Origin of the sequence: Allomuricauda sp. XS_ASV26, assembly GCF_041224615.1 — a bacterium.
GTDB lineage: Bacteria > Bacteroidota > Bacteroidia > Flavobacteriales > Flavobacteriaceae > Flagellimonas > Flagellimonas alginolytica.
This window is the reverse complement of sequence record NZ_JBGFGK010000033.1, coordinates 851,550-876,991: the sequence shown is the minus strand read 5'-3', so window position 1 is coordinate 876,991 and position 25,442 is coordinate 851,550. Positions and strand designations below refer to the sequence as shown.

General features: G+C 40.7%; 25 protein-coding genes and 1 tRNA gene. 16 read left to right on the top strand and 10 right to left on the bottom strand.

Annotated features, from left to right (window positions below):
* Position 1: 1 nt before the first annotated feature.
* From lptC to AB9K32_RS16000, 4 genes are all read right to left on the bottom strand, one after another.
* A complete protein-coding gene (gene lptC / locus AB9K32_RS16015; RefSeq protein ID WP_224836347.1) occupies positions 2-604 on the bottom strand; it encodes an LPS export ABC transporter periplasmic protein LptC in 603 nt (200 codons plus the stop codon).
* A gap of 1 nt (position 605) precedes the next feature.
* Positions 606-1,976: a tetratricopeptide repeat protein gene (locus tag AB9K32_RS16010; protein WP_252080683.1), complete on the bottom strand. Its 1,371-nt coding sequence runs from the start codon at positions 1,974-1,976 to the stop codon at positions 606-608.
* A gap of 102 nt (positions 1,977-2,078) precedes the next feature.
* Positions 2,079-3,344, bottom strand: a complete 1,266-nt coding sequence (locus tag AB9K32_RS16005) for a hypothetical protein (RefSeq protein WP_369885759.1) — start codon at positions 3,342-3,344, stop codon at positions 2,079-2,081.
* The gene (locus AB9K32_RS16000) at positions 3,345-4,073 is read right to left on the bottom strand and encodes a type III pantothenate kinase (RefSeq protein ID WP_369885758.1); all 729 of its coding nucleotides are present in this window, start codon (positions 4,071-4,073) and stop codon (positions 3,345-3,347) included.
* A 100-nt stretch (positions 4,074-4,173) separates the two neighbouring features.
* Here AB9K32_RS16000 and AB9K32_RS15995 point away from each other — a divergent pair.
* A tRNA-Phe gene (locus tag AB9K32_RS15995) sits at positions 4,174-4,246 on the top strand.
* Positions 4,247-4,301: 55 nt separating this feature from the next.
* On the opposite strand, the gene AB9K32_RS15990 is transcribed toward AB9K32_RS15995, so the two are convergent.
* The gene (locus AB9K32_RS15990) at positions 4,302-5,342 is read right to left on the bottom strand and encodes an AraC family transcriptional regulator (protein ID WP_252080695.1); all 1,041 of its coding nucleotides are present in this window, start codon (positions 5,340-5,342) and stop codon (positions 4,302-4,304) included.
* A gap of 194 nt (positions 5,343-5,536) precedes the next feature.
* On the opposite strand from AB9K32_RS15990, the gene AB9K32_RS15985 reads away from it, so the two are divergent.
* From AB9K32_RS15985 to AB9K32_RS15960, 6 genes are all read left to right on the top strand, one after another.
* Positions 5,537-6,214: an SOS response-associated peptidase family protein gene (locus AB9K32_RS15985; protein ID WP_252080696.1), complete on the top strand. Its 678-nt coding sequence runs from the start codon at positions 5,537-5,539 to the stop codon at positions 6,212-6,214.
* Between the two features lie 135 nt (positions 6,215-6,349).
* Entirely contained in the window at positions 6,350-6,511 is a 162-nt protein-coding gene (locus AB9K32_RS15980; protein WP_224836341.1) for a DUF1328 family protein, read from the top strand.
* A 47-nt stretch (positions 6,512-6,558) separates the two neighbouring features.
* Positions 6,559-6,768, top strand: a complete 210-nt coding sequence (locus AB9K32_RS15975) for a hypothetical protein (RefSeq protein WP_224836340.1) — start codon at positions 6,559-6,561, stop codon at positions 6,766-6,768.
* Positions 6,769-6,902: 134 nt separating this feature from the next.
* On the top strand, positions 6,903-8,324 hold the full coding sequence (gene cls, locus AB9K32_RS15970) for a cardiolipin synthase (protein WP_252080697.1): 1,422 nt from the start codon (positions 6,903-6,905) through the stop codon (positions 8,322-8,324).
* Positions 8,325-8,416: 92 nt separating this feature from the next.
* The gene (locus AB9K32_RS15965) at positions 8,417-8,881 is read left to right on the top strand and encodes a hypothetical protein (RefSeq protein WP_224836338.1); all 465 of its coding nucleotides are present in this window, start codon (positions 8,417-8,419) and stop codon (positions 8,879-8,881) included.
* A 64-nt stretch (positions 8,882-8,945) separates the two neighbouring features.
* Positions 8,946-9,581 carry a hypothetical protein gene (locus tag AB9K32_RS15960; RefSeq protein ID WP_252080698.1) on the top strand — a complete coding sequence of 212 codons (636 nt, stop codon included), beginning with the start codon at positions 8,946-8,948 and terminating at the stop codon, positions 9,579-9,581.
* Here AB9K32_RS15960 and AB9K32_RS15955 read toward each other — a convergent pair.
* Together AB9K32_RS15955 and AB9K32_RS15950 are read right to left on the bottom strand one after the other, a co-directional pair.
* Entirely contained in the window at positions 9,576-11,099 is a 1,524-nt protein-coding gene (locus tag AB9K32_RS15955) for a GH3 auxin-responsive promoter family protein (protein WP_369885751.1), read from the bottom strand. The two genes, AB9K32_RS15960 and AB9K32_RS15955, sit on opposite strands and share 6 nt — an antisense overlap.
* An 84-nt stretch (positions 11,100-11,183) precedes the next feature.
* On the bottom strand, positions 11,184-11,480 hold the full coding sequence (locus tag AB9K32_RS15950; RefSeq protein ID WP_369885748.1) for a hypothetical protein: 297 nt from the start codon (positions 11,478-11,480) through the stop codon (positions 11,184-11,186).
* Positions 11,481-11,779: 299 nt separating this feature from the next.
* Between AB9K32_RS15950 and AB9K32_RS15945 the strand changes: the two genes are divergently transcribed.
* Positions 11,780-12,010 (top strand): hypothetical protein, encoded by a 231-nt coding sequence (locus tag AB9K32_RS15945; RefSeq protein WP_224836334.1) that lies wholly within the window; start codon positions 11,780-11,782, stop codon positions 12,008-12,010.
* Positions 12,011-12,473: 463 nt separating this feature from the next.
* Here AB9K32_RS15945 and AB9K32_RS15940 read toward each other — a convergent pair whose 3' ends face one another.
* On the bottom strand, positions 12,474-14,003 hold the full coding sequence (locus AB9K32_RS15940; protein WP_369885746.1) for a pyruvate kinase: 1,530 nt from the start codon (positions 14,001-14,003) through the stop codon (positions 12,474-12,476).
* A 264-nt stretch (positions 14,004-14,267) separates the two neighbouring features.
* Between AB9K32_RS15940 and AB9K32_RS15935 the strand changes: the two genes are divergently transcribed.
* On the top strand, positions 14,268-14,882 hold the full coding sequence (locus AB9K32_RS15935; RefSeq protein ID WP_369885906.1) for a TIGR04282 family arsenosugar biosynthesis glycosyltransferase: 615 nt from the start codon (positions 14,268-14,270) through the stop codon (positions 14,880-14,882).
* On the top strand, positions 14,879-15,694 hold the full coding sequence (locus AB9K32_RS15930) for a purine-nucleoside phosphorylase (protein WP_224836332.1): 816 nt from the start codon (positions 14,879-14,881) through the stop codon (positions 15,692-15,694). The genes AB9K32_RS15935 and AB9K32_RS15930 overlap by 4 nt, the downstream gene beginning before the upstream one ends.
* Before the next feature lie 108 nt (positions 15,695-15,802).
* Here the strand turns inward: AB9K32_RS15930 and AB9K32_RS15925 are convergent, their stop codons facing one another.
* Positions 15,803-16,720, bottom strand: coding sequence for a hypothetical protein (locus AB9K32_RS15925; protein ID WP_369885743.1), 918 nt, complete (start codon positions 16,718-16,720; stop codon positions 15,803-15,805).
* Positions 16,721-16,821: 101 nt separating this feature from the next.
* A complete protein-coding gene (locus AB9K32_RS15920) occupies positions 16,822-17,835 on the bottom strand; it encodes a glycoside hydrolase (protein ID WP_369885741.1) in 1,014 nt (337 codons plus the stop codon).
* 126 nt (positions 17,836-17,961) lie between these two features.
* Here AB9K32_RS15920 and AB9K32_RS15915 point away from each other — a divergent pair, with 126 nt between their 5' ends.
* The 6 genes from AB9K32_RS15915 (at position 17,962) to AB9K32_RS15890 (ending at position 25,386) form a co-directional block, all read left to right on the top strand.
* A complete protein-coding gene (locus tag AB9K32_RS15915; RefSeq protein ID WP_369885740.1) occupies positions 17,962-19,311 on the top strand; it encodes an NAD(P)/FAD-dependent oxidoreductase in 1,350 nt (449 codons plus the stop codon).
* Positions 19,312-19,320: 9 nt separating this feature from the next.
* Positions 19,321-20,925 carry a 4Fe-4S binding protein gene (locus AB9K32_RS15910; protein WP_369885738.1) on the top strand — a complete coding sequence of 535 codons (1,605 nt, stop codon included), beginning with the start codon at positions 19,321-19,323 and terminating at the stop codon, positions 20,923-20,925.
* 89 nt (positions 20,926-21,014) lie between these two features.
* Complete coding sequence (locus tag AB9K32_RS15905) at positions 21,015-21,704, top strand: glycosyltransferase family 2 protein (RefSeq protein ID WP_293298935.1); 690 nt, start codon at positions 21,015-21,017, stop codon at positions 21,702-21,704.
* On the top strand, positions 21,704-23,188 hold the full coding sequence (locus tag AB9K32_RS15900; protein WP_224836326.1) for a cellulose synthase family protein: 1,485 nt from the start codon (positions 21,704-21,706) through the stop codon (positions 23,186-23,188). The genes AB9K32_RS15905 and AB9K32_RS15900 overlap by 1 nt, the downstream gene beginning before the upstream one ends.
* Before the next feature lie 9 nt (positions 23,189-23,197).
* Positions 23,198-24,550 carry a mannosyltransferase gene (locus AB9K32_RS15895; RefSeq protein WP_369885735.1) on the top strand — a complete coding sequence of 451 codons (1,353 nt, stop codon included), beginning with the start codon at positions 23,198-23,200 and terminating at the stop codon, positions 24,548-24,550.
* A 221-nt stretch (positions 24,551-24,771) separates the two neighbouring features.
* Positions 24,772-25,386, top strand: coding sequence for a GNAT family N-acetyltransferase (locus AB9K32_RS15890; protein WP_224836324.1), 615 nt, complete (start codon positions 24,772-24,774; stop codon positions 25,384-25,386).
* Positions 25,387-25,442 lie beyond the last annotated feature (56 nt).

Here is a 25,442-nt window from a genome sequence, read left to right as displayed (position 1 = left end):
CTTATTCTTCTTCTTTAATCGTCATTAGCCCAAATGTTTTGTGGGCCTTAAAAAAAGTAAAATCCTTATTAAAATCCATCCCTTCACCATCCATTACGGTTCCATCTTCGGGATTTGTGTACTTAAAAGTGGATTCTGTAAATATCCAATTGTTCTTTTGGTCGAAAAATAACTGGTCGGTTTCCAGTTTTTTTCCGTCGTGGGTCTCTATGACCACATTTCCTTGCAAATCTATCAAATTAGTTTGTGAATATTGGATTCCATAATCCGCAACTACTGTACTTTTTTGATTTTCGTCGTCGTAAAACTCCACCTGAAGTCCTTCGGGAAAGGTTTTAAACTTGAATCTTTGATTATCAAAATCCTCGGACAACGGACTGGACAAAACGGCAATCCGTTTGGAATGTGCGGAATCCTGCGTTCCCATGGCCTCTTTGGTCTCGGTATAGGTCAAGGTAAAATTATGGGCCACTCCTTGCGGATACAATGGTTTTACGGCTTCTTCCCCTACTCTCCGGTAGTCGTCCCCACAGGACATAAAAAGCATTGCCACGGTAAAAACCGTGGCAAATCTGTTTAAAATATGTTTGGATGTTTGTTTCACCTTATAAACTAGGTACTTTAACACTACCTCCTACCCAACAGCTAAAGGTAATGGTCTGACCGGCTTTTCCTGAACTAAAGATCATTTCTTTGGTGGGAGCCTTTGCACTGTAACTTGCGGCTGTTTGGTTGGCACGTCCGCTCAATGCGGGATCAACCCTACCTGCCTTTCTTGCCATTTCGGCTGCTTTCCAGTACATCGCTCTTTTCTCGAACGGTGTGCTACCACAATCGTTGGCACTGGTCGCGTAAAGGTTGGCAATCAACAAATATGCTTTACCATTTGCCGGGTTGGCCTCAGTAGCTTTAAGTGCGTAGCTTCTTGCTTGTGATTTACTAGATCTTCTAACGGTTGTTGCAATCTTGTAAAGAATCTCAGATTTTTTGTACGCATCGGTTTCCAATTCCACAGCTTTGTTGAAATCGGCCAAAGCACCTTTTGTGTCACCTGCTTTTTGTTTTAATACACCGCCATACATATATGCATCTGCTGATGGATCCAAAGCCAACTGGGCCTCGAACAACTTTCTGAACATTGGGTCGTCCGTACATTCTTTGGAGAACATTCTACCCACGGCACGCTTTACCCACTTTACGTCGTCCTTTTTCTCATCAAAGCTTTTCTCGTACAATGGAATTAGATTATCGCAATCTGCAAGAGCACCTAATTTGGAGTCTACACTGCTTGCCACCTTACCGAATGATTCGGAGTTTACCGTGGCTACCCTAAGTGTTCTTTTTTCTTTGGAGGTCAATGTTCCCAAAGAGTCTTTTGGAAGAAGTTTGGTTACCACATCGGTCAACTTTTTATTTTCTTCTTCAATTTTTCCCGTGACATCATCGTAGGTATTGAATACATCCTGAAGGTCTTTTTTACCAGACCCGTGCAAATCCACTAAACTTGAGAAGTATAGGTACAATGCTCTCGGATTGGTGAAATTGGCCTGATCTTCTTGGAAGGCCTTGTCCAACAAGTTGAACAATTGCTCGTCCGATGCCATTTTGTTCTCGTACATCAACAGTGCTTTGTCTATAGCTACACCTGCTTTGCTGTACTTGGTAGGGAAATATTTTAGGCTGTTATCGTACAACGCCATCAAATCCTGAATAAAGGCATCTTTCTCTGCTCCTGTGGAGCTATCTATTTTTGCCTTTAGGATACGCTCTCCATAAGAGAAATTGGCTTTGTTGATATCTGGGCAACTTTCGTAAACCATTTTCCATGGTTCGTAAGCCGCATCGTAGTTTTTCACCTTTACGTGTTCTGCGTAAATAGACAGATTGGTCATACACTCGGGGTTCTGTGCTTGTGCCATACTTAATCCCGCCAACATCGTGACCATTATCATTGTTAAGTAGTGTCTCTTTTTCATCTTACTAATTTTAAAGCTGTTAAAGTACAAATTTTCATTAAAAAATCCTTCAATAGGACTTTCTATGGGTGGTTATTTATTAATTTTTCAAAAAATGGGCTTTTAATTTATTTTTCTTTGCTGAAACCATCTATCATTTAATGATAAGCCCACATTAACTTTGAAATAACTTTCCTCTATAAGGTTAGCATCGGTTGTTCCACGTCTTCCCAATTCAAATCCTAGGTTAAGATTGGAGAAGGATGACCCCAGCGGTAGACCAAGTCCAAAAGTTATGCCAAAATTATTTATTTCTTTTTCGTTCACTACCAAACCGCTTACATCGTAACGTAGGCCCGCACGATAGGTTACGCGTTTAAAGTAGCCCGATAATGCCCGGTAATCCGGCACCCAATACCCTCCAAAGGCGTAGGTGTTCGCATCGGAATAGGTTACATTTTCGAGTCCTAAAAATCTATTTTCAAAATCGCTCATTTGCTGAAAACTGTACTCCGCTCCTAAAAACCATTTCTTATTTTCACCAAATCCAAGACCCAAAGTGGTCCTAGTAGGGATTTTTAATTCGGTATTCCTAAGGTTGGAAGCATCCAAATCGACATCGACCACCTCAACATTGTTTCCATTGGAAAGTGAAAAAGACCCAAGGGTCTGTGTGTTTTTAGACACTAAATTCCCTTGTATGTTGACCAAGACCGAAGTATACAGCGTGTATTTATCCTTTATGGTAGGGTTGTAATTCAAGGCATATTTAAAATCGTATCCATTTATTTTGGATTCACGATTGTCCAATGTCCCAAACTGGACATCTTCCACACTTTGTATCCTCTGATATTCCAGGTTTCCAAAGTTATAGTTGACCGTTACCCCCAAACTCAAATTTTTAATGGGTTCAAACCCGACCGATGCGTACAATCGGTTTATACCTCCATCGCCTTCGTAAATATTGGTCACTTCGGCACCTTGTGCATTGTCCATCACCGAGTTAAGGCTATATCCTACCGAGGAGTAGGGCATTATCCCAAATCCGACTCCCAATTTATCAGCTATGGGAAAACCAATGGACAGATAATCTAAATTGGTCACGGATAGATTCTGCTCTTCGTTGAAGTCTTTTAGTCGGTATTCCCTATGGGAAATCCCTGCCGTGTATGTGGTCAATTTTAGCTTGGAGTATGCCGCCGGGTTGGACAAATTGATATGGATACTATCTCCGTACATACTTACACCGCCCATCATTTGGTTATCTACCGTCCCGTTGTTCCGATGGTCGCCGATCCCAAAGTAAGAGTATGGCGATATTGTTCCATTTTGTGCGAACAGACCATGGGCCGCCACGCAGAAAAAAGCGATCAAAATTTGTTTAATCATTCAGTTTGTGTTGTATTCCAGTAGGCAATTTAACCCCTCCAAGAGAAATTTGGAGTTCGCAAATATGGTGTTTTTTAGCCTTTTGTCAAAAAAATGGGAGTCTCCGCCTGTTAAAATAACTGTTAAATCTTGAAAACGAGATCGATATTGATCGATAACACCGTCTACCTCTTGGACTACACCATTGATTACACCACTGTGCATGCAGGATTCAGTAGAATTCCCGATAATATCCAAAAACTCCTCAGGCTTTAGCAAAGGTAGTCCGGCCGTTTGATCGTGCATGGCATTGTACCTCATTTGCACGCCCGGGGAAATAGCTCCTCCGACATATTCTCCAATATTGTTCACCAGATCGTACGTTAGGCACGTGCCCGCATCGATAACCAAAGTATTCCCCCTTGGGTTATGGTGATACGCTGCAGCAGCTAGGGCAACTCTATCCACCCCTAAGGTCTGTGGCGTGGCGTAACTGTTTTTAAATGGGACTTTGGATGCATTGGTAAGTACGTGCACTTTGCAGAAAAGAGCAACCACATCCCGCTCTTTTCGGTCCAATTTACCCACAGACGATAAAATAGCTTGGTTGATCTGCGGATATTTTTCGAAGAGTTCCTTGATTTTTGATAAAAACAAACCGGATTCTGTTGTTTGATGAAAAATAATCCTTCCGTTCTCAAAAACAGCGAATTTGATGAGTGTATTACCGATGTCGATGACCAAGTTCATATTACAAAGATCGGGAATTGAAAAAAATCGGCACCTTTTTTTCCAGTTTTTGTTTGTATATCCTAATTTTGAAATTATATTTGCACCCGCTTTAGGGCATGGTACCTTAGCTCAGTTGGTAGAGCAACGGACTGAAAATCCGTGTGTCCCTGGTTCGATTCCTGGAGGTACCACAAAAAAACCCACAACAAATGTTGTGGGTTTTTTGTTTTTTATTCTTACTAGTCCTTACTGCCCCACTACCTCAACGCTTCTTTTACTATTTTTAAATTCACTCGGACTCAATCCATATTTCTCCTTAAAGATCTTGGAGAAATAACTCCGACTGGTAAAACCAATGGAATAAACTACTTCCGAAATATTCATTTCGGTATTCGCAATATAATCACGGGCCAGCTCCAATCGCGCATGTCGAATATATTCCGTTACCGTTTTATTGTACAACAACTTAAAACCTTCTTGCAACTTGGCCTGGGTAAGGCCGGTTTCCGCGGAAATCTCTTCAAGGGAAAAATCCTTGGCAATATTTTTTTCTATTTTTTTGGCGTATTTCCGGATTGCCTTTAATTCACGTTTGAGCAAATTGGTCTGCGGCCCCTTATTCTGGACTTCTTTATTGTGCTGTAAAATGTGCATGGACAGGATCTGATACACAAATCCCTCGATCATCATAATACGGACCATGCCTTTTGCCTTTACTTTTTTTATTTGTGATATGACCTCGGCAATCTTAAGGTTGTAGGAGCCGTAATAGGCGAATATCTTTTCGTGGTCGGTATCTAAAAAAACGCGGTACAATTGTTTGTTCAACTCTTCGCCCTGATTCAGTCTTTTGCGCAAAAATGGCTTTCTGCGCACTTGGATCACCGTTTGCGAAATCTTTACATCTTTCGGGAAATATCTGTCGCTTACCCCACCATCACGATTGGTTAAGATCACCGATTGAAATTGTTCCATGATCTTGATCTTGTCTTCTGGCTGATATCCAAATTTATGTCCGCAGTAGCCTTCGAGACAATAATAAAAATTAATAGGGTTGAACTCCGAAGTGTCCACTTTCATCAATACCTCATCAGAAAAAGTAATATCGAACTCCAACAGGCTCACTCCCCATTCAAAAATTATGAAACGTATGCTTCCGGTTGCCCTCTCATTGGCAACATTCAACGAATACTGCCCCCATCGTTCCGTTATCTCTCCACCGATCACTTGCCTGATCTGCTCGACCGACTCTGCGGTATCCTGAGCACTTACCTCAATTGTTATCATTAAAAGGTCTCCCTGCTTTTTGTTCAACTATTGATCCTAACCCATAAAGATAGTCTTTGTTGGCGTTTGTACAACCATACATTTTGCCTTTAGAATGATTTTGAGAAAAATAAATGGAAAGCAACACGATTAAAACGGTTTGAGTCAAACTTTTTACCCATTTATCGATTACTTGGAGTCCATTATTAAAGATTATGATTTACAAGCTTTCAAATGATGCAGGGAGAGAAGCCATAGAAAAGGAGTTTGGAATCTCCTTCAGGTATCCAAATCTATACAGACCAAACCCAATGATCAACGGTTTTCATGAAACCAACCTTAGTGTGGTGACCATGGAAGAACCAAAAGTAATCACATTTGCTATCTGGGGACTTATGCCCCAAAATTTTAAAGAAGACTGGCACATTTTCCAAGAGTACACCAACTCATTGAACGTAACATCCGTGGAACTCAACAGTGTTGACTGGATGAAGGATTCCTTTACCCAAAGACGTTGTTTGATCATTGTTACCGGCTTTTACACCTATTTATTGGAAAATGGCAATACTTATGGTTACCACATACAACAGGCATCTAAAAAGCCTTTCTACCTTGCAGGAACCTATAATAGACTAGAGGACGGTTTTTTGTGCACTGCACTAATGGTCAACCGAACGCACCCTTTTATTTCCAAGTACCACAACATCAGCAATCTGGCACCCGTTATTGTTTCCAAAGAGAATGCACCCACTTGGCTACAAGAAGAATCTCCAAAGGAGGGTTTATCGAACATTATTAACCATCCACAACAGTTGGATCTAATAGCCGAAGCCGTCCCAAGCAGATTTTTTCAACGAGAAAAGAGCCTATTTACCAGCGAACAACGTATTTAACTGGCTAGTGCACTATCGATTAGCTTTTGAGTCAAGATTAAAACCAAAAGCGACAAACTCCCGCTCCAAACCGACCGATATTTGTACTGTACTGATTAAGAGATAGTCAGACATTAACCTAAAAACACAATCATTATGTTACGTTGGACAGTTACCTTTATCATATTGGCCATAATTGCCGGTATTTTCGGATTTGGAGGCATTGCTGCTGGAGCAGCCAGTATAGCCAAAATCCTATTCTTCATATTTATTGTATTATTTATCATCTCCCTAATAACAGGAAGAAAAAAAATATAGATCACACACACTTAAAAAAAAGTATTAACCCTAAACATAAAGAACCCATGAAAAAGTCGATAAGTTTATTCACCATGTTAATTGCAATGGCACTAACGTTAAGTTTTACCAGTTGCAGGGAAACAAAAGAAGATAAGGCCGAAGAGGCCATTGAAGAAGTAGAAGATGCAGCAGAAGATGTTGGCGACGGTATTGAAGATGCCGCGGACGACGTGGAAGACGAAGTAGAAGATGCTGTGGACGATAGTCCTCAATAATCCTTTACTTCCCGACCGAACAACTCTGGCAATAGTTTTGCCAGAGTTTTTTTATTGTACCGATCCTCCCCTTACCTCACGATTTATTGGTAAATCCTGCTTAACTTAGAAGAAACGAACACCACCCTTTATTTGTGAAAACAACTTTCATTATTGTATATTTAGTTGTTTCCGTTTGGGCCATTGGGGCCATAATCTACCACGGAAGAAGGCCATCGCGCTCCATTAGTTGGGCATTCGCCATCATAGTTCTGCCCATATTCGGCGCCGTTCTCTATTACCTTTTTGGTATGAACCGCAGAAAATTCAAATTCTTCAATTCCAAAGAATTTGAAAAAAGAAACACCTATACCCACCCCAAGATATCGGCGCAGGACAAATTTAAGTCCCATTTTAACGAGGATATCCGAAAAGAAAGGCTCAATCGACTCATATCCAAAAGCTCCAATACCACTGCAAAAACAGGAAATAAAATAGCCGTTCTACAAGACGGGGCAGAAACCTTCAACGAACTCTTCAACGCCATGGAAGAAGCCAAAAAATTCATTCATGTGCAGTATTATATTTTAGAGAAAGGCGATTTATTCGATAAGATGTTGGACCTTTTCCAACAAAAGATTAAAGAAGGCGTAGAAATCCGGATACTCTACGATTCACTGGGCAGCTACCAACTGCGTGGGCGACCCAAAAAGAAATTTCAGGATATAGGGGTCAAAATACACCCCATAATGCCCATTCGGTTAAAGAACCTGTTGTTTTCTCTCAATTTTAGGAACCATCGCAAAATAGTGGTCATAGACAATAAAATAGCATTCACTGGTGGTGTTAATGTCTCCGACAAATACATTAAGCGCAAAAATGATCTAGGCAAATGGAAGGACACCCACCTGAAACTCGAAGGCCCCATTGTCAACGATTTGCACATGGTTTTTTTAAAAGATTACTTTTTTGCCAGTAAGCAGGAAGAGTTCAATATAACGGACTATTTGTTCGAACAAAAATCCAAAGGCGAAATAGAAGCTCAGGTCGTTGCCGGAGGCCCCGATTCCAAGCACCCGACCATAATGCAACAATATATCGGTATGATGAACCAGGCCAAAGCAACAGTTCGCATTGCCAATCCTTACTTTGTACCCGGCGAAGCATTTTTACAAAGTTTAAAGATCACCGCTCTCGAGGGAGTGGACATTACCTTGTTGGTCCCTAAAAAATCCGATTCCAAAGCCGCAAAGTTTGCCATGTTTTCACACTTTGAGGAATTACTGAAAGTGGGCGTAAAAATTTATTTACGGGAAGATTTTTCACACAGTAAAATTATGGTCGTAGATGATGACCTCACATCTATCGGGTCGGGAAATTTTGATATTCGAAGTTTTGAACTCAACTACGAGACCAATATTCTTATCTACAATACAGAAATAAATAAGGAACTAACATTGGAGTTCGACAGAATCTGCAAAAATGCAAATGAAGTTACGCTGGAAAGGTTCCAAAACCGTGGCCTTTGGCTCAAATTCCTCGAAGGGCTCTTCAAATTCTTCAAACCGCTTATTTAGCACAATAAATTAATGGTTTGCATCAATCATTAAATGATTTAAGACAAGTAAAAACAGGGTTGAGACTACCTTTGTCTCAAAATAAAACAATCATGAAAAATTTACTTGTATTTCTATTTTTTATTGGAGCAACAACCATGAGCGCTCAGAGTATTTCCAAAAATGCCCTGGGTATTAGAGTAGGTGACAACGACGGTTTTGGAGGCGAGGTTTCCTATCAGCGATACTTAAAAGAGAACAACAGATTGGAGTTCGACCTGGGTTGGAGGGATTCCGACAATGTCGAGGCCTTTAAATTGGTGGGACTCTACCAATGGGTAATGCCCATTGATGGTGGTTTTCATTGGTATGTTGGTGCCGGTGGAGGTATAGGTTCCTTTGATGCCGGTGAAAACGACGGTGCCTTTGCCCTTATAGCAGGAGACCTGGGAATTGAATACGATTTTGATATTCCTCTATTGATCTCACTGGACATGAGACCTGAAATTGGTTTTAATGATGATTATTCCGATGACCTTGATCTGGATATAGCCCTAGGTCTGCGATACCAATTCTAAAAAAGCAACATTCAACCAAATAAAAGGGCAACACAGTTTTGCCCTTTTTTTTAACCCTTTCATTTTGAAAAAAAGACTATTGCTCCTTTTTGTATTTTTTATCTGCTCCTTTATTATGATCACATTTTTTAAAAAACCTAAAAGCACCGTTCCCAAGAATATTCGTCAAGAGGTAAAAACGGCGCTGAGCTATTTTCCCGAACTGGATGGTATTCCAATTCGTTTCAAGTTCAAGACAAGTATAAAAAAATCGGTGATGCTCGCGCAGCCCACTTGGAGCGGACTGTTAAAACCCCGAAAGGAACGGAGTTACGTAATTCTTATCAGCGAAAAGTTTAAAATATCGGGAGAAGAATTCAAAACTGTGGATGTCCCGCGCGATGTGCTCATTGGGTGGATAGGGCACGAGCTCGGACATGTAATGGATTACCAACAGCGAGGAAATTTAAACTTAATGGGATTTGGAATTAGATATGTAATGCTTAAAGAATTTGTGAAAAAAGCGGAGCGAGCTGCCGACTCGTTTGCAGTATCGAGAGGCATGTCCAATTATATCTTAAAAACTAAACGGTTTATACTGAACCATGCCAATATAGACAATGGGTATAAAGAACGAATCAAACAATATTATCTGTCGCCGGACGAAATTATGGAAATGGTAAAAAAACAAGACTCCACGAACAACAGGGACCTTTTATAATTGTTGGGATATAAAATCCTCCCATTCCTGAAAGCGTTCCTCTCCCATCACTCTTTCCATTTTTACCTGTCCACCTTTTTTCTTGTTGGCACCACTCCATTCCGCAAACATTTGCTGCGGTACAAACCGCACCTTGACCCCTTGCAAGGCCTTGCTACGGGCGACCTTATAATTTTTATTGGCGTTTTGTAGATAATTATCCAAAATCTGGGCGGTGTTATCCCTGTCCAACTTTTTATCGGAGCCCAAGTACCACGAATGATAAAACCCATCGTCAAAACGTTTGGCGCACAATGTAAATTCCGGTACTTTTATGTTCAGTGCATCTTCCAGGTGTTTTACCGCATCGTTTAACTTGTTCACGGAAAGTTGGGAGCCAACGGTATTCAAAAAGAATTTGGTGCGACCGGTAATTTTAATTTCGGCCCGCTCTACATCCGTAAACGCAATAGTATCCCCAATGATGTACCGCCAAGCACCGGCCACTGTAGATATAATTAGCACATAATCCACGTCCTTTTCCACCTTGTCCAATGTAAGCGATGGAGCATCTTCCGTTAAAGACCCATCTTGGTTGACATATTGGGGCTCGAAAGGGACAAATTCAAAATAAATACCATTGTCCGTAATCAACTTCATTGCAGTGGTCTCCGGCCGCACTTGGCAAGCAAAAAATCCTTCGGAAGCCAGGTACGTATCGATTACCTGAATGGGACGGCCCAAAAGAGCATTAAAGCTTTTCTCGTAAGGATCAAAAGCCACCCCCCCGGAAGTATAGGCCCGTAGGTTGGGCCATATTTCGTGAATATGGTCCACCCTATGATATTCCAATACTTTTTTGAGCATTAACTCCATCCAAGAAGGAATACCGCTCAATGCACCAATATCCCAGTTTTTGGCATGTTTGGCTATGGACAAAACCCGCTCGTCCCAATCATCTATTTTAGCAATCTTTTCTCCGGGCTTGTAATATTTTTTAAACCAAAATGGAATATTGCTGGCGCTTATCCCGCTTATTTCACCTTCCTTTTTTCCGTCTCGTTCCTCTAAATTGGTAGAACTGCCCAGCATCATAATCTCTTTTTCAAAAAAATCCGCTGGCATATCAAAATTGCTCATTGCGAACACTTGTTCTCTACCTGCTCGAGTAATGGAGTGGAGCATGTCGGTGGTTACGGGTATCCGTTTGGATTTTTTGCCGGTGGTTCCCGAAGAAAGTGCGAAAAAATCCGGACTGCCCGGCCAAGCCACATTGGGTTCCCCGTTTATGGTTTTGTCCCACCATTCGGATTTTATCTTGTTATAATCAAAATAGGGTACGGAGTCCGAAAACGTCCTTTGGATATTTTTGGAATTCAAAATGGAATCGAAACTATACTTTTTTCCAAATTGGGTGTCCTTGGCCTTTTCCAGTAGGTCCACCAATACCTTTTGTTGCTCTTTTGCCGGATCACCTTCTATGCTCAGGGCGTCTCGCGCCTCGATAACTCCTTTTATAATATTTCCTATAATCGCCATTTTGGGTTTTTTGTTTTACTCAAAAGTACCCAGTGGAGCTCGGAGAGTTTTACTCAATCCATATTTAAATTAACGTAAATGATCTTAAAAATTAAGGCTAACCTGCAAGTACGAGGATACCTTGGCCCCTTTTTTTGGTTTTGGCTGCACAAGGTTGTTTTTAATTTTTGAAAAAAGTGGTTCTGGAGTTTCCTCATTCACCAAAACATAACCGTTGGATGGATTAATTTGCATTACGACCAAAGAAAGGTATTCCATTAAGTGTTCTGCCTCACCAATGAGTATCTTTACCACCTGTAACCGAACTGCATATTCCAGTTCTACGCGCTGGAAATGATCCAAACCCTTGCCGCTTTCCAAAGATTTCCAGATTATTTTCAAAATAAATTTTTTACAAAAATAATCTAAATAATATTTAGATAACAATTTATTTACATTAATTTAATGTTGACAAATTGACCTCTGAACATCAATTATAATCGCAACGTAGAATAGACAAGGCATTCCATAAATACCGATAGTCAACTCCTATGAGTTTCACTCTTTTAGATTTTGATAGGACTTTAGTAAATTGACTTCTTAATGTTTTCATAAATATGAAAATCAAATGGTTCCATAGGCAAAAAATATCAAACTAACTCTTATATTTAGCCGATTGCGAATAATTTTAAAAATAAAAAATGACCCAAGATCTATTAATTGAAAAGGCAGAGGAGTTTGAAAAAAGACCCATGAGCCACATGTCCACAAGTGATAGGGTTGAGGCCTCGAGAGAAGCAAAAAGTTTAATCCTATCCATTAACGAGATATATAAGAAAACCAAGGATTCCAAGTTAATGGAAGTTATGAAGAACATTACCGCCAAAAAGCGCAAAATCGAAAAGCGCCTAAAAGGTACCCCACTGGTTTAAATAATTTTATACAAATCTATTGCGAAAGGGCGTTGGTTAGGACCAACGCCCTTTCGCAATACTACAAACAAGCTTCCTCACAATTATTTAACCTCTTGCTTATCAATAAGAAATAGGAATTTATTTTCTATTTCCTTCTACCAAAAAGGTTGTTTTCCCATCTACATAGCTTTTACGACCACTTATGTTGCATTTGCCGCAACCAATAAAAATATGCATTGGAGTTATTGGTGTTTTAGATAATTTAGGTCTGTAGTTTTAACTCAACTAAATCAAAAACACCCAAAAAATGAACACTATAGAAGCAAAGTTAGGATACTTGTTCTGGTATGCTGTAATTGCACTGTCCGTCTACTCCCTATTAAGTAGTATTTATCTCTACTTTAATTAAGCTATACTAAACACCGACCAAAATATCCTCAGTTAGTAATGTGTCTGATCAGGCTCCTTTTTAGGGGCCTTTTTATTTCCATTCCATTTTAGGGAGCATTATTTCCCTTTTATTGTGAGAGCTCTCCACATTGATCAGTACTTCGTTCAAAAAAGAAATGGCCTCGCCAATATGGGGGCCTTTGTTCAACATAACACATTCGGCCTGTACAGAAGATGTAATATCCGTAATCTCCGACCTGGATGGCATCCCCTTTTTTGCCAATCCCTCCAAAACTTGGGTGGCCCAAACTACCGGGACATGGGCGGCACTTGAAAAGGAAAGTATCCCTTCTTGTACCATCCCCATGCTCTTCCACCCCACCTCAAGAGCAAGATCTCCTCGAGCTATCATTATCCCTATCCGTTTTCGCTGCATTGCCATAATTAAAATATTGATAAGGTTTTGGTACGCCAATTTGGTCTCTATTTTTAAAATAACCCCCAAATTTACACCTGCGCCCAATCTTTCCAATTCAACATAAAGCTCATTAACGTCTTCTGCATTGTTCACATAGGAATAATTGACAATGTCCGCGTTTTCGACCACAAATTTGAGATCCTGCCTATCCTTTTCGGTCAATCCGGATATACCCAGATCCAAAGTCGGAAAATTAATTCCTTTTTCTCCTTTTAATTTAGAGCCTCCCTCTCCTGCTCTAGTTATCTCAACCCGAAAAGAATCTGCCCCCACCGATACGACCTTGCCTTCAATCTTACCATCGTCGAACAGAATGGGCGCTCCGGTTTCCACCCTTTGAATTATTTGAGGAGGCACGCAACTTACCTCTGCTGGCACTACCACCTTTCCCTCATGGTCCAACGTTGCCTCTACGGCAACATCCGATCGGCCGGTAACCACGAGCACATCGCCTTTGTTGAGTCGCAAAAATTCTTTTCTCTTCTTTTTCTTCTTTTTCTTCTTTTTATGGTAACCCAAATCAATTTTTCCTGTTCTTACTTTGGCGCCGGACAAATCCATGGCGACCTTTACCGTGGTGTTGCACTCCAGCGCCGCCTTTCTAACATTCCTTATAATGGCCGACCATACCTCCGGGGAATCGTGGGCACAATTTATTCGAGCGCAATCCATTCCGTTTTTAACCATTTCCAAAACCAATCCATAATTCTCTGCCGCCTCGGTCGGTTGGGTGACCATTATGCGAACTCTTCGCGATCTTTTGGATTTTCCGAACAATTTGTTGGTATGTTTTTTTAACAGCTTTGCCCCGGCCCCAATGCCCAAGATTCTATCCTCTGCCAAATCTGGTGGCATACCCATCAAACTATGAACAATAAGTTTTAGTTTGAGTAAGCTTCCCAATATATTTCCTTCGGAATTGGCCAAACGTGTCAGTCCCAGTTGCTTGAGTCCTTTTTGCATTTTTCTTGCATCAAAACTTCGAAAAGCCGCATAGTGCATTAGATTTTTTACACTCTCCTTGTATGTTCGGGACACCATTTCCACCAATTCGTAGCCCTCAAGGTCTTTTTCCTGAATCAGCTCTATGACCTGGTCAATTTGTACTAGTATTTTTTGAAGTTGATCTACCGTAAGGCCCATACCTACTTTTTACTACAAAGATGAACTTGAAACTTTATAAAAAAACTGATGTTCATCAGGCAGTGCTACTTTACTCAAAATATTTTATAATGATGATGAAGCTGCACTTTTTGCCTTGTTCTTCACAAGAATGTTGGCACCTTCAAAACTCTATACCCGACCATTTACTTTCTTGCAAAAAATTCATTTTTCTTGAAAGGAACGAACCTAAAAATCTACCTATCTTTAAGCATCGATTTGCAACAACAACTAAATACAAATACGTTGAGCAAAAATCTACTTCTTATCCTAACACGAAATCCGGAACTTGGCAAATGTAAAACCCGTTTGGCAGCAAAAGTGGGAGATACGGCCGCTCTGGATATTTATAAGTTTCTTTTACGCCATACGGTTTCCATTACCCAAGATCTACAAGTAGATAAATGGGTCTTGTATTCTGAAAATATTTGGGAAGACGATATTTGGAGCAACCTTGGCTATAAAAAAAAATTGCAGGTCGGGGAAGATTTGGGCGAACGCATGTCACATGCGTTTGCCGAAGGTTTTAGGGCAGGATTCGAGAATATTATTGTTATTGGTAGCGATATGTTCCATTTGGACCAATCCGATCTGGAAAAAGCGTTTCTCCAATTCCAATCCAACGATTACGTAGTGGGACCTGCCGAAGATGGTGGATATTATCTTTTGGGGATGAAATCCTTGCAAACAGCATTGTTCGAAAACAAAGCATGGGGAACCGATACCGTTTTGTCCGATACCCTAAAAGATTTAAGATCCAAAACCGTTTATTTTTTGGACGAGAGAAACGATGTTGATCATTACGAAGACATTAAAGATATTGAGGCCTTTGAGCCATTTTTAAAACACATTGAGCCATGACACAAAATCAAATCGACGAATCGGTAGATTATTTAAACAAAAGAGGTTTTGAAAATCCTGAAATAGGCATTGTACTCGGAACAGGGCTTGGTCAACTTATTGACAGCATCGAAAACCCGATTGAGGCCCATTACAACCATATACCCCATTTCCCGTTGGCCACTGTAGAATTCCATACCGGCAAGTTGATCTACGGAACCATTGAGGGCAAATCCGCAGTGGTAATGCAAGGGCGTTTTCATTTATACGAAGGCTACGATTTTTTGGATATTACCTATCCGATACGGGTAATGCACCAACTGGGCATAAAAAAACTGTTTGTTTCCAATGCCGCAGGGGCTATTAACCTAGAATTTAAAAAAGGTGACATTATGCTGATCGAAGACCATATCAACCTACAAGGCGGCTCCCCATTGGCATTTAAGAATGTGGGTGAGTTTGGAGATCGTTTTGTGGATATGAGCGAGCCCTACGACCTGCAAATGCGACAAAAGATAGAGCAAATAGCCACTAAAGAACATATTTCCCTAAAAAAGGGCGTCTATGCCTCGGTCGTTGGTCCACAATTGGAAACCAAGGCAGAATACCGCATGTTGAAAATAATGGGTGCCGATGCGGTGGGCATGAGTACCGTTCCAGAAGTTATAGTAGCCAATCAACTACGGTTACCTATTGTGGCGGTCTCGGTATTGACCGACGAATGCGACCCGGATAACCTACAACCCGTAAAGGTTCAAGAAATTTTGAAGATAGCTGGTGAAACCGAACCCAAAATGATCAAACTATTTAAAGAGCTCATTAAGGACCTTTAAGCAGTTTTACTCTGGTGAAAGGCCTAACAAACCTGTCGATTAGCTCTATTTATAGAAGAAATACCGCTTTTTACATAACTGATTTCCCTAAAGTAATAATAGTCCCCGTCAATTCTCAAATTCCACATCGGCATAGTCGTTCATAATGCCATGGCTGATCAAATTGGCAAATTCCTTTTTGTTCGGTTTGAGCGATATTTTGCTATCAGATTGCGGAGAAGTCTTTTCCAAGGTAAGCAGACTTATGGCCGGGAGTATGTTTTTTGCTAAATACAGACTGTGTTGGTCTTCAAAAATAAGGCTGGCCTCATCTACTGTTTTATTGGAAATATTCTTTTGTTTAAACACTTTTTGAATACTCTGTGCAAAACGTTGCCCCTGTGAACTTTTGTTATAGTGGTAAACAGCGACATCCATGGCACTGCTACCTGAAATATTCTCGCTCCGGATAACCAGTACCCTCTGATATTTACCCTTGTGCTGTAGATAGCGTTTGTTGATTACATTTACGTAGTTCCCCATTGGATTTTCGTTCGCCGATTTGGCCTTTGGCAAATCTTCTTCCATAATGTATACTTTGGCACCATGCGTCATAAGTTCGGCCGCCAATTGTTGAGAAATATCGCTTAAAAAACTATCTCCTTCACTCCTGTTTTCCGCAATTAGGTAATATACAGCATCTTTTAATTTTTCGCTCTTTAACGACATTTGGGCAAGTTCCTTATCAAAAATTGGCGCCTCTTCTTCATTTTTGGGTGCTACGATTATACCTGTTTTTTTAAAGGAATCGCTAGCATTTGGTATTTTATATTCCGTACCCAGTTTTAGTGCACTGCCTTCTTTTATTTTATCTGAATTTAACGCTAAAAACTCGCCATAATGCTTTACCGGGTCCAACCCCTGTTTACGAAGCAAAGAAAAAATACCGTCTCCTTGTTCTGCAATCGCAATGGTATATTGGTTTTCTTGGGAAAAAATAAACGTACAGGCCCAAACCCAAAATAGAAGGGATAATCTAAAATTCATTTTTAGTATGTTTTTGGGTGGGATGCCCTACAAAGATGGTAAAAAAACTGTTCTGATTATGTTTTGACCGGGAAAAAATTTCAGTAGATACACCAAAACCGTCAAAGCCTTGTTTTTCTTTCTTGGGAATATTGCTTTCGAATAACGGATTCGGCAGGTTTATTTTGTGGGGTAAACCTATTATCCTCATGTCCACCTACCTCATTATGTTGCATAAACCATTTCCAGACAAAACCTCCGGCAAACCAGCTTTCGGACCAAAATTCATCGAACAATACCTGGGTGGCCCTTGCCTGTGCCTCAAGATTGACATCGGTTTGGTTACGATCCACCAACCATGGTTTTTTCCCTGTAAAATCCATGCTCCTATACCCAAATTCCGTAAAAAGAATGGGTCTTTTTTTGTTTTTGGAAACCTCTTTTAATTTTGCTTTCCATGGTTGCCACCCTTTTGAAAGTGTTTCAACGGATGGATTTTCCTCTTCGCAAAGGGGAAAGTAGGCGTTCACCCCAATATAATCCAATCGGGACCAAAATGGTGTTTTTGCATACTCGTCCCAATTGGCTGCATAAGTAATTTCGCCATGATACACATGTCTGACCTTTGTGATGAGTTCGCTCCAAAATTCGGGGCGTTCGTTTACAAAAACCTTAAGCTCGGTACCTATACAGAATATATCGCTTTGAGTTTCCTCCGCTAAAGTTGCATATAGCAGAATAAATGCTTCGTAAGCCTCTTCGAATTGTTTCCAATCCGCTTCTGTCAACATTTTCAAGTTACCCGTAAAGGCTCCCCTGCTGATCCAAATTTGAGGTTTTACCATAATACTGACCCCATTTTGGTGCATTTTTTGGATATACTGCTCAACCCCTTCCCTGCGCTCTCCGAACCATTGCCTGTCGGAATCAAAAACCAAATCCGGTGAATTTATATCACTCGTAAAACCAAATGGCATAATGGCCGCATAATTGGCTTGGACATTAAGTACCGGATCGATATGCTGTTGCGAAGCTTCCTCACCAGAAGACACAAAACTAACACCGTTGACCTTATGGAATTTGGCGCTGCTGCAAGACACCAACACCGTGGCACAAATAAAAATGATCTTCTTCATAATGATTGTAGACCTACTAAATTACTAATTTTAAAACATCGTGAGACTCCCAAAATCTTATTAAATTACTTTCGCTTGTTAAGTTCGCCCTATAAACTCGACGTATTAAACAATCAAACTAAACCTATGGAACACATTGTTATTATTGGAAATGGTATTGCCGGTGTTACGGCTGCCCGACATATTCGAAAGTTGTCCGATAAAAAAATTACCATTGTTTCCGCCGAATCCAAATACTTTTTTTCACGCACTGCCCTAATGTACGTGTACATGGGGCATATGAAGTTTGAACATACCCAACCTTATGAAAACCATTTTTGGAAAAAGAACGGAATTGATTTGATGGAAGGCTTTGTGGATAAGGTGGACACCCAGAACAAACTTCTAAAAATTAAAGGCGCTGCCGACCTCAAATACGATAAACTAATTATAGCAACCGGCTCCAAGCCCAATAAATTTGGCTGGCCAGGTCAGGATTTGGATGGGGTACAAGGGCTCTACTCCAAACAAGACTTGGAGTTATTGGAAGAAAACGCCCCGAACAACAAAGTGTGTAAACGTGCCGTGATCGTAGGTGGTGGATTGATCGGTATTGAATTGGCAGAAATGCTGCGTACCCGAAACATCCCTGTTACCTTTTTGGTACGCGAAACCAGTTTTTGGAACGGGGTACTGCCAAGTGGCGAATCGGAAATGATCAATGAACACATTCGGGAACACCACATAGACCTACGATTGGGCACTTCCTTAAAAGAAATAATTCCAGATGAAAACGGAAAAGTAAAGTCCGTGGTGATCGAGGAGACCGGCGAGATAATAGATTGCACTCTTGTTGGTTTGACCGCCGGGGTCACACCTAATATTGATTTTCTGAAAGATTCAGGTATTGAGTTGGGACGGGGGGTAAAAGTGAACCGTTTATTGGAAACCAATACTAAAGATGTTTATGCCATTGGCGATTGTGCCGAACAGCATGAGGCCATTGGAAACCGTCGCCCTATTGAGGCTGTTTGGTACACCGGCCGGATGATGGGAGAGACCCTTGCCCAAACGATTTGCGGGAATCCCACCGAGTACAAACCGGGACATTGGTTCAATTCGGCCAAGTTTTTGGACATTGAGTACCAAACCTATGGTTGGGTTTTTTCGGAAAGAAGAAAAAAAGATTCCGAAACCCATTTTCATTGGCGGCACCCCAAAGAAAAAATTTGCTTAACGATTTCGTTCGATAAAGATTCCAATGCCTTTTTGGGCATCAACACCTTTGGCATTCGCATGCGCCACGAGATTTTCGACCGTTGGCTGAACGAAAAAAGAGATATCGATTTTGTAATGGAGCACCTGGTTGACGCTAATTTTGATCCAGAGTTCTACAAACGTTTTGAAAACGAAGTTGTATCCCAGTACAATAGCGACTTTCAAAAATCCATCAGACTGAAAAAGAAAAACCTAAAACGCATCTTCCAGATCGCCTAACCGAATATTATGAGCACTTTTGACAAAAGCATGGCCTTGACCGGGGAACCCCCAAAAAGCCTAAGTACAATTCAAAAACTGGCAACATTGTTGGGCCTTTCCGGCCTTGGCATTTTTTTACTTGCCATGTTCAACATCAACTTCCCGAACAAGGGGTTATGGCTTTCCATATCGCTATCAGCTATTGCGATCGGTATTATTTGGTTCTCTTGGGATGCCTACAGCAACAAACTTCCTGGTATAAAAAACGATGGGGTCTGGTTCAAATCCATATCCAGTCGCGGATTATGGGGTTGGGTGGCCGGAATTGCACTTACCGGATTTTATATCGTATTATATTTTTACCCCGAATACCTTGGCCTTGTCAGCGATGGTGCAAATAAAGGCATAATTGCACTTTTTGACCCTTTGAGCAGGCTTTTGAGCGGAAATCCGGCTAGTCAATGGTTTGTTTACGGCACATTATATACGGTGGCCATATTGGCTTTTGGCATAAAATTTCTCTGGAAATACCGTCACAACCGTTACGAAAAGCTGCGTACCATTAGTGTAATGTTCTTTCAAACCGCTTTTGCCTTCATCATCCCAGAATTAATGGCCCGTTTGAACGGTCACAAAATCTTGAACGGCGGAAGCCTTCCTTATTATGACCTAAAGAACGTTTGGCCGCTCAACTATTACAACTTTGAAAGTTACCGTATCAAAGCCTTTTTAAGTTCAGGTGAAATTGGTTTTGCTTTATTGATATTTGGTATCCTTTCCATTTTTGTGATTACCCCTATCCTTACCTATAAATATGGTAAAAGATGGTACTGCTCCTGGGTCTGTGGTTGTGGCGGTCTTGCGGAAACTGCCGGCGATTCGTTTAGGCAATTGAGTGATAAATCCACATTTGCTTGGAAAGTGGAACGCTGGGTAGTGCACAGCGTAGTGGTTTTTGTAACTTTAATGACCACTGCGGTAATCTATTCCTATTTGGGAACCGACACCAGTAAGTATTGGTTGACCAAAAGCACATTCCTTTTAAGTGTAGGTGGTTTGCTGACCTTGGTATTTGGCTGGGTCATGATCTTTAAACGAGAACAGCTTCAAAAAGATGCCCTTTACGGAGCCATTGGTTACTTTGTAATTATAATAGCTTTGATCGGGTTTCACTTTTTTAGTGGTGAAGGAGAAGTATTCCTATTCAAGTCCGGCACACTTCGTAAATCTTATTCCTTTTTAATAGGCAGTGTTTTTTCTGGAGTTATCGGCACAGGCTTCTATCCCATTTTTGGGAGCAGGGTCTGGTGTAGGTTTGGTTGCCCCATGGCGGCCATACTGGGCTTTCAGCAACGACTTTTTTCTCGATTTAGAATAACAACCAATGGAGGGCAATGTATTTCTTGTGGTAACTGTTCAACCTACTGCGAAATGGGGATCGATGTAAGAGCCTATGCGCAAAAAGGAGAGAACATAGTTCGCTCCAGCTGTGTGGGATGTGGCATTTGTTCCGCCGTTTGCCCAAGAGGCGTCCTAAAATTGGAGAATGGGCCTTTGGAAGGAAGAATTGACAGCAATCAGGTTTTATTGGGCAACGATGTAGATTTAATGTCCCTAGTGAACAAGAAGTAGTTGTTTTCTCTTTTTGAAAAATAAAATAAGCATTCCTAGGAAAATTTTAGTTTTGCCACCTAAACACAAACTACAATTAAGCTGAACCAATGGCAGACATAAAAGTCATTATTCCTGCAATCAACGAAGGAGATTCCATTGGTCTGGTGGTTTCGGAAATCCCCGATCATGTCTCGGAAATAATCGTTGTGGACAATGGTTCCGGAGACGATACCGTGGCAAATGCAAAAAAAGCGGGGGCAACCGTGGTCATGGAAAACCGCAAGGGCTATGGCTTTGCCTGCTTAAAAGGGCTAAAATATATCTCCGAACAATCCAAAACACCCGACATTATCGTATTTATCGACGGAGACTATTCGGATTATCCAGAAGAATTGGATAAGATAGTGGCCCCTATTTTGGAAAATGATATTGATTTTGTGGTCGGAGCAAGAAAAAAGTCGCTCCGTGAAACAGGTTCCATGACTCCTCAACAGGTGTTTGGAAACAATCTGGCCACATTTTTAATGCGTTTGTTTTTTAAATCAAAATTTACGGATTTAGGACCATTTAGGGCAATTAAATACGAAAAGCTCAAAGAATTGAACATGCAGGACACAACTTATGGGTGGACTGTGGAAATGCAATTGAAAATTCTGAGAAAAAAAATGTCATATATCGAAGTACCAGTGCGTTACAAACGAAGAATTGGCATCTCAAAAGTTTCAGGTACCATAAAAGGTACTATATTTGCGGGCATAAAAATATTGGGTTGGATCTTTAAATACAGTTTAAAATAATGGGACTTGCTATTGCTTACATCATAATTGCTATTTATAGTATCGCCTTGATTTTGATTTTTTTCTACAGCCTTGCCCAATTGAATCTTCTGATAAACTACCTTGGCTACAAAAGACGAAACGAGGAAGCTCCCAAGTTTAATCTGTTAGATCCAAAAGAAATACCATTCGTTACCATTCAACTCCCCATCTACAATGAGGAATACGTAATGGAGCGTTTACTGGACAATATTGCCAAAATAGAATATCCCAAAAGCAAGTTGGAAATCCAAGTACTGGACGACTCCACCGACGATTCCGTGATAGAAACCGCTCGCAGGGTTCAAGAACTCCAAGAAACCGGACTGGATATTCAACATATCCGCAGGGAAAACAGAAAAGGTTTTAAAGCCGGCGCCCTTAAAGAAGGCCTGGAAATCGCCAAGGGCGATTTTATAGCCATTTTCGATGCGGATTTTCTACCCGAAACAGACTGGTTAAAAAAGACCGTACCTTATTTTAAAGATCAAGAAATCGGTGTGGTTCAGACCCGTTGGGGACACATCAACAGGGATTATTCTACCCTAACCCGCATCCAGGCCTTTGCCTTGGATGCCCATTTTACCCTGGAACAAGTTGGCAGAAACTCCAAAGGACATTTTATCAATTTTAATGGTACCGCTGGTATTTGGAGAAAACAATGTATTCTGGATGCAGGTAACTGGGAAGGCGACACCCTTACCGAAGACTTGGATTTGAGCTACCGTGCCCAATTAAAAAACTGGAAATTCAAATATTTGGAAGACGTAGAAACCCCTGCAGAACTTCCTGTGGTAATCAGTGCCGCCCGTTCCCAACAATTTCGTTGGAACAAAGGAGGTGCAGAAAACTTTAGAAAAACGGTTTGGAGCGTTGTTACCTCCAAAAATATACCGTTTAAAACCAAGTTTCATGGTGTAATGCACTTATTGAACAGCTCAATGTTCCTTTGCGTTTTCATTGTGGCTTTATTGAGCATTCCCATGCTCTACATAAAAAACACATACGGCCATTTGGGATGGGTGTTCGAGGTTACCAGCTTTTTTATCCTCAGCACCATAATCCTGTTTGTTTGCTATTGGTTTACCTATAAAAGTATACAAGGGAGCAGTTTCGACAATTTTGTGGATTATATAAAACTCTTTTTCACCTTCTTCTCGGTGGCGCTGGGCTTTTCTTTGCACAATACCGTGGCCGTTTTGGAAGGGCATTTAGGCAAGCGTAGTGAATTTGTAAGAACCCCTAAGTTCAATATCAATAACCTTTCCGATAGCTGGAAAGGCAATAAATATTTGACCAACAAGCTATCGCCGAACATGATCTTGGAATTCGCTTTAATGATCTATTTCCTATTTGGAATGTACAGTGCCATTCCTTTGAACGATTATGGATTGTTCCCATTCCACCTAATGTTGTTTCTAGGTTTTGGATTTGTTTTCTTTAAATCCATAACGTCCAAAGCATAAACCAAAACCATGCAATCTTACTGGCGACTGCATAGATATCCCATTCTTTTTGCCGTCGCTTGCACATTGTTTTATTGGAGCTTTGCATATAATCTCGTCAGAACCGATTTTACAAAGCTCTTAATGCTTTTTGGGGCACTTTTCTATCTTACCTCCAAAATACTCCAATTCGAAAAGTGGAACTTTAAGTTTCTATTGGGCATAGGAATCTTATTTCGATTGGTTTTTCTATTCGCCGAACCTAATCTATCGCAAGATTTTTATCGTTTTATTTGGGACGGTGAACTCATAAAAAACGGTATCAACCCCTATTTGTACACCCCTGACCAAATTATGGAACAGGGCGAGATTGTGTTTACCGGTATGAACAAACTTTATGCCGGCATGACGGGCCTCAATGCTCGACATTACAGTAATTATCCACCGATCAACCAAATCCTTTTTGCACTATCAGCTGTATTGGGAGGCGGAAGTGTAGTGGGATCCATGACAGTTTTACGGTTGATTATAATCCTTGCGGACTTAGGAATGCTATTTTTTGGACGAAAACTTCTTCAAAACCTCAATAGGGCCAACCACTTGGCATTTTGGTACTTTTTAAATCCATTGGTGATAATTGAGCTCACAGGAAATCTCCATTTTGAAGGGGTCATGCTCTTCTTTTTTATTTGGGCCATTTACCTCTTATCAAAAAACAAATGGCTGTGGGCCAGTCCTGTTTATGCCATTTCCATAATGGTAAAATTGGTCCCCTTGATCTTCCTGCCCATATTGGTAAAATACCTAGGGCTCAAAAAGAGTGCTATTTTTTACATTCTGGTCATAGCTGGCTGTATTATGCTCCTTCTTCCCTTCTACTCATCTGTATTTGTTGATAATTATACAGAGACCGTCGGACTTTGGTTTTCCAATTTCGAGTTCAACGCCAGTGTTTACAATGTGGTTAAAAAGATAGCAGTAACCTATTTTGAGGCCAAACCATGGGAACTCATCGACACTTATGGTTCTTATCTAAAAATAGGTGTGTTAATAATAGTCCTGCTTCTTGCCTTTCTTCGAAAAAACCAAAGTTTAGACCATGTCCTCAGCACAATGGTCATTGCCTTGGCCCTATATTATTTCCTATCCAGCACCGTTCATCCTTGGTACGTGATATTCCTTTTGGGTTTTGCAATTTTTACGGATTACAAGTTCCCACTGATATGGTCCTGCACCATAATTTTAAGTTATTACGCCTATTCACATCCCGATTTTAAAGAGAACCTATGGTTATTGGCCATTGAATACATCGTGGTAATCGGCTATTTTATTTATGAATTAATAGGAAGCAGGCCAAAAAAGTTATATTTCCTCAAAAAGTAATCACAACTTTAGTACAATTCGAATTAATTTGTACATTAGCCTCAGAATGAAAGGACAACAGTACATATTATCTACTTTGAGCATCACAGCTCCCATCAGTCCATTTACCCCCCGCCGTCGTCGCCCGTAAGGGTGCAACATATCTATTGGAAATAGGTGAGTCCATTTCCGCAAAACTCCAAATACATTTTTTTCACTTTTTTACAGATTAATCGCTTGCAATGGAAATTATTGTTGCTAACGAATCACATTATAAATACGCGCAGATCATTAGTGATACCATAACCGATTCCGCAAAGGTCAGAGGTACAGGTATTGCCATGCGAACTCCAGAATACATAATAAAACGTCTCCAAAACGGTAATGCAATTATTGCGTTGGATGGAGATAAGTTCGCTGGATTCTGTTATATCGAAGTCTGGGGGAACAAGGACTTTGTGGCCAACTCTGGTTTAATAGTCCATCCGGATTACAGAAACCAAGGTCTGGCCAAAAAAATTAAAAAAGCCGTTTTCGACCTTTCCCGAAAAAAGTTTCCCGACGCCAAAATTTTTGGCATAACCACTGGACTGGCCGTAATGAAAATGAACTACGAACTTGGTTATAAACCAGTTACATTTTCGGAACTAACTGACGACCCGGAATTCTGGAAAGGCTGTCAAACCTGCAAGAATTTTGATATCCTTACCCGAACCGATAGAAAAATGTGCCTTTGCACCGGGATGCTTCACGACCCAAAAGCAAAAAATCAACAACCGGAAAAAGTGAACAAAAAAGCATTTCAGAGATTGAAAAGCATTAAAGAATCACTTTTTCTCAAAAAGAAAAATAAATAGAAATAGAAATCTGTTCGAACATGATCGGATGCATTTCCATTCGACCGTACTCGACT

Coding starts and splice junctions, on each gene's coding strand:
- AB9K32_RS15985 (WP_252080696.1), top strand. CDS start 5,537: ATGATTTACAAGCTTTCAAATGATGCAGGGAGAGAAGCCATAGAAAAG.
- AB9K32_RS15905 (WP_293298935.1), top strand. CDS start 21,015: ATGGCAGACATAAAAGTCATTATTCCTGCAATCAACGAAGGAGATTCC.
- AB9K32_RS15900 (WP_224836326.1), top strand. CDS start 21,704: ATGGGACTTGCTATTGCTTACATCATAATTGCTATTTATAGTATCGCC.
- AB9K32_RS15965 (WP_224836338.1), top strand. CDS start 8,417: ATGAAAAATTTACTTGTATTTCTATTTTTTATTGGAGCAACAACCATG.
- AB9K32_RS15955 (WP_369885751.1), bottom strand. CDS start 11,099: ATGGCGATTATAGGAAATATTATAAAAGGAGTTATCGAGGCGCGAGAC.
- AB9K32_RS15940 (WP_369885746.1), bottom strand. CDS start 14,003: ATGGGCCTTACGGTAGATCAACTTCAAAAAATACTAGTACAAATTGAC.
- AB9K32_RS15890 (WP_224836324.1), top strand. CDS start 24,772: ATGGAAATTATTGTTGCTAACGAATCACATTATAAATACGCGCAGATC.
- AB9K32_RS15920 (WP_369885741.1), bottom strand. CDS start 17,835: ATGAAGAAGATCATTTTTATTTGTGCCACGGTGTTGGTGTCTTGCAGC.
- AB9K32_RS15910 (WP_369885738.1), top strand. CDS start 19,321: ATGAGCACTTTTGACAAAAGCATGGCCTTGACCGGGGAACCCCCAAAA.
- AB9K32_RS15945 (WP_224836334.1), top strand. CDS start 11,780: ATGACCCAAGATCTATTAATTGAAAAGGCAGAGGAGTTTGAAAAAAGA.
- AB9K32_RS15925 (WP_369885743.1), bottom strand. CDS start 16,720: ATGAATTTTAGATTATCCCTTCTATTTTGGGTTTGGGCCTGTACGTTT.
- AB9K32_RS16000 (WP_369885758.1), bottom strand. CDS start 4,073: ATGAACTTGGTCATCGACATCGGTAATACACTCATCAAATTCGCTGTT.
- AB9K32_RS15980 (WP_224836341.1), top strand. CDS start 6,350: ATGTTACGTTGGACAGTTACCTTTATCATATTGGCCATAATTGCCGGT.
- AB9K32_RS15915 (WP_369885740.1), top strand. CDS start 17,962: ATGGAACACATTGTTATTATTGGAAATGGTATTGCCGGTGTTACGGCT.
- AB9K32_RS15895 (WP_369885735.1), top strand. CDS start 23,198: ATGCAATCTTACTGGCGACTGCATAGATATCCCATTCTTTTTGCCGTC.
- AB9K32_RS15975 (WP_224836340.1), top strand. CDS start 6,559: ATGAAAAAGTCGATAAGTTTATTCACCATGTTAATTGCAATGGCACTA.
- AB9K32_RS15990 (WP_252080695.1), bottom strand. CDS start 5,342: ATGATAACAATTGAGGTAAGTGCTCAGGATACCGCAGAGTCGGTCGAG.
- AB9K32_RS16010 (WP_252080683.1), bottom strand. CDS start 1,976: ATGAAAAAGAGACACTACTTAACAATGATAATGGTCACGATGTTGGCG.
- AB9K32_RS16005 (WP_369885759.1), bottom strand. CDS start 3,344: ATGATTAAACAAATTTTGATCGCTTTTTTCTGCGTGGCGGCCCATGGT.
- AB9K32_RS15930 (WP_224836332.1), top strand. CDS start 14,879: ATGACACAAAATCAAATCGACGAATCGGTAGATTATTTAAACAAAAGA.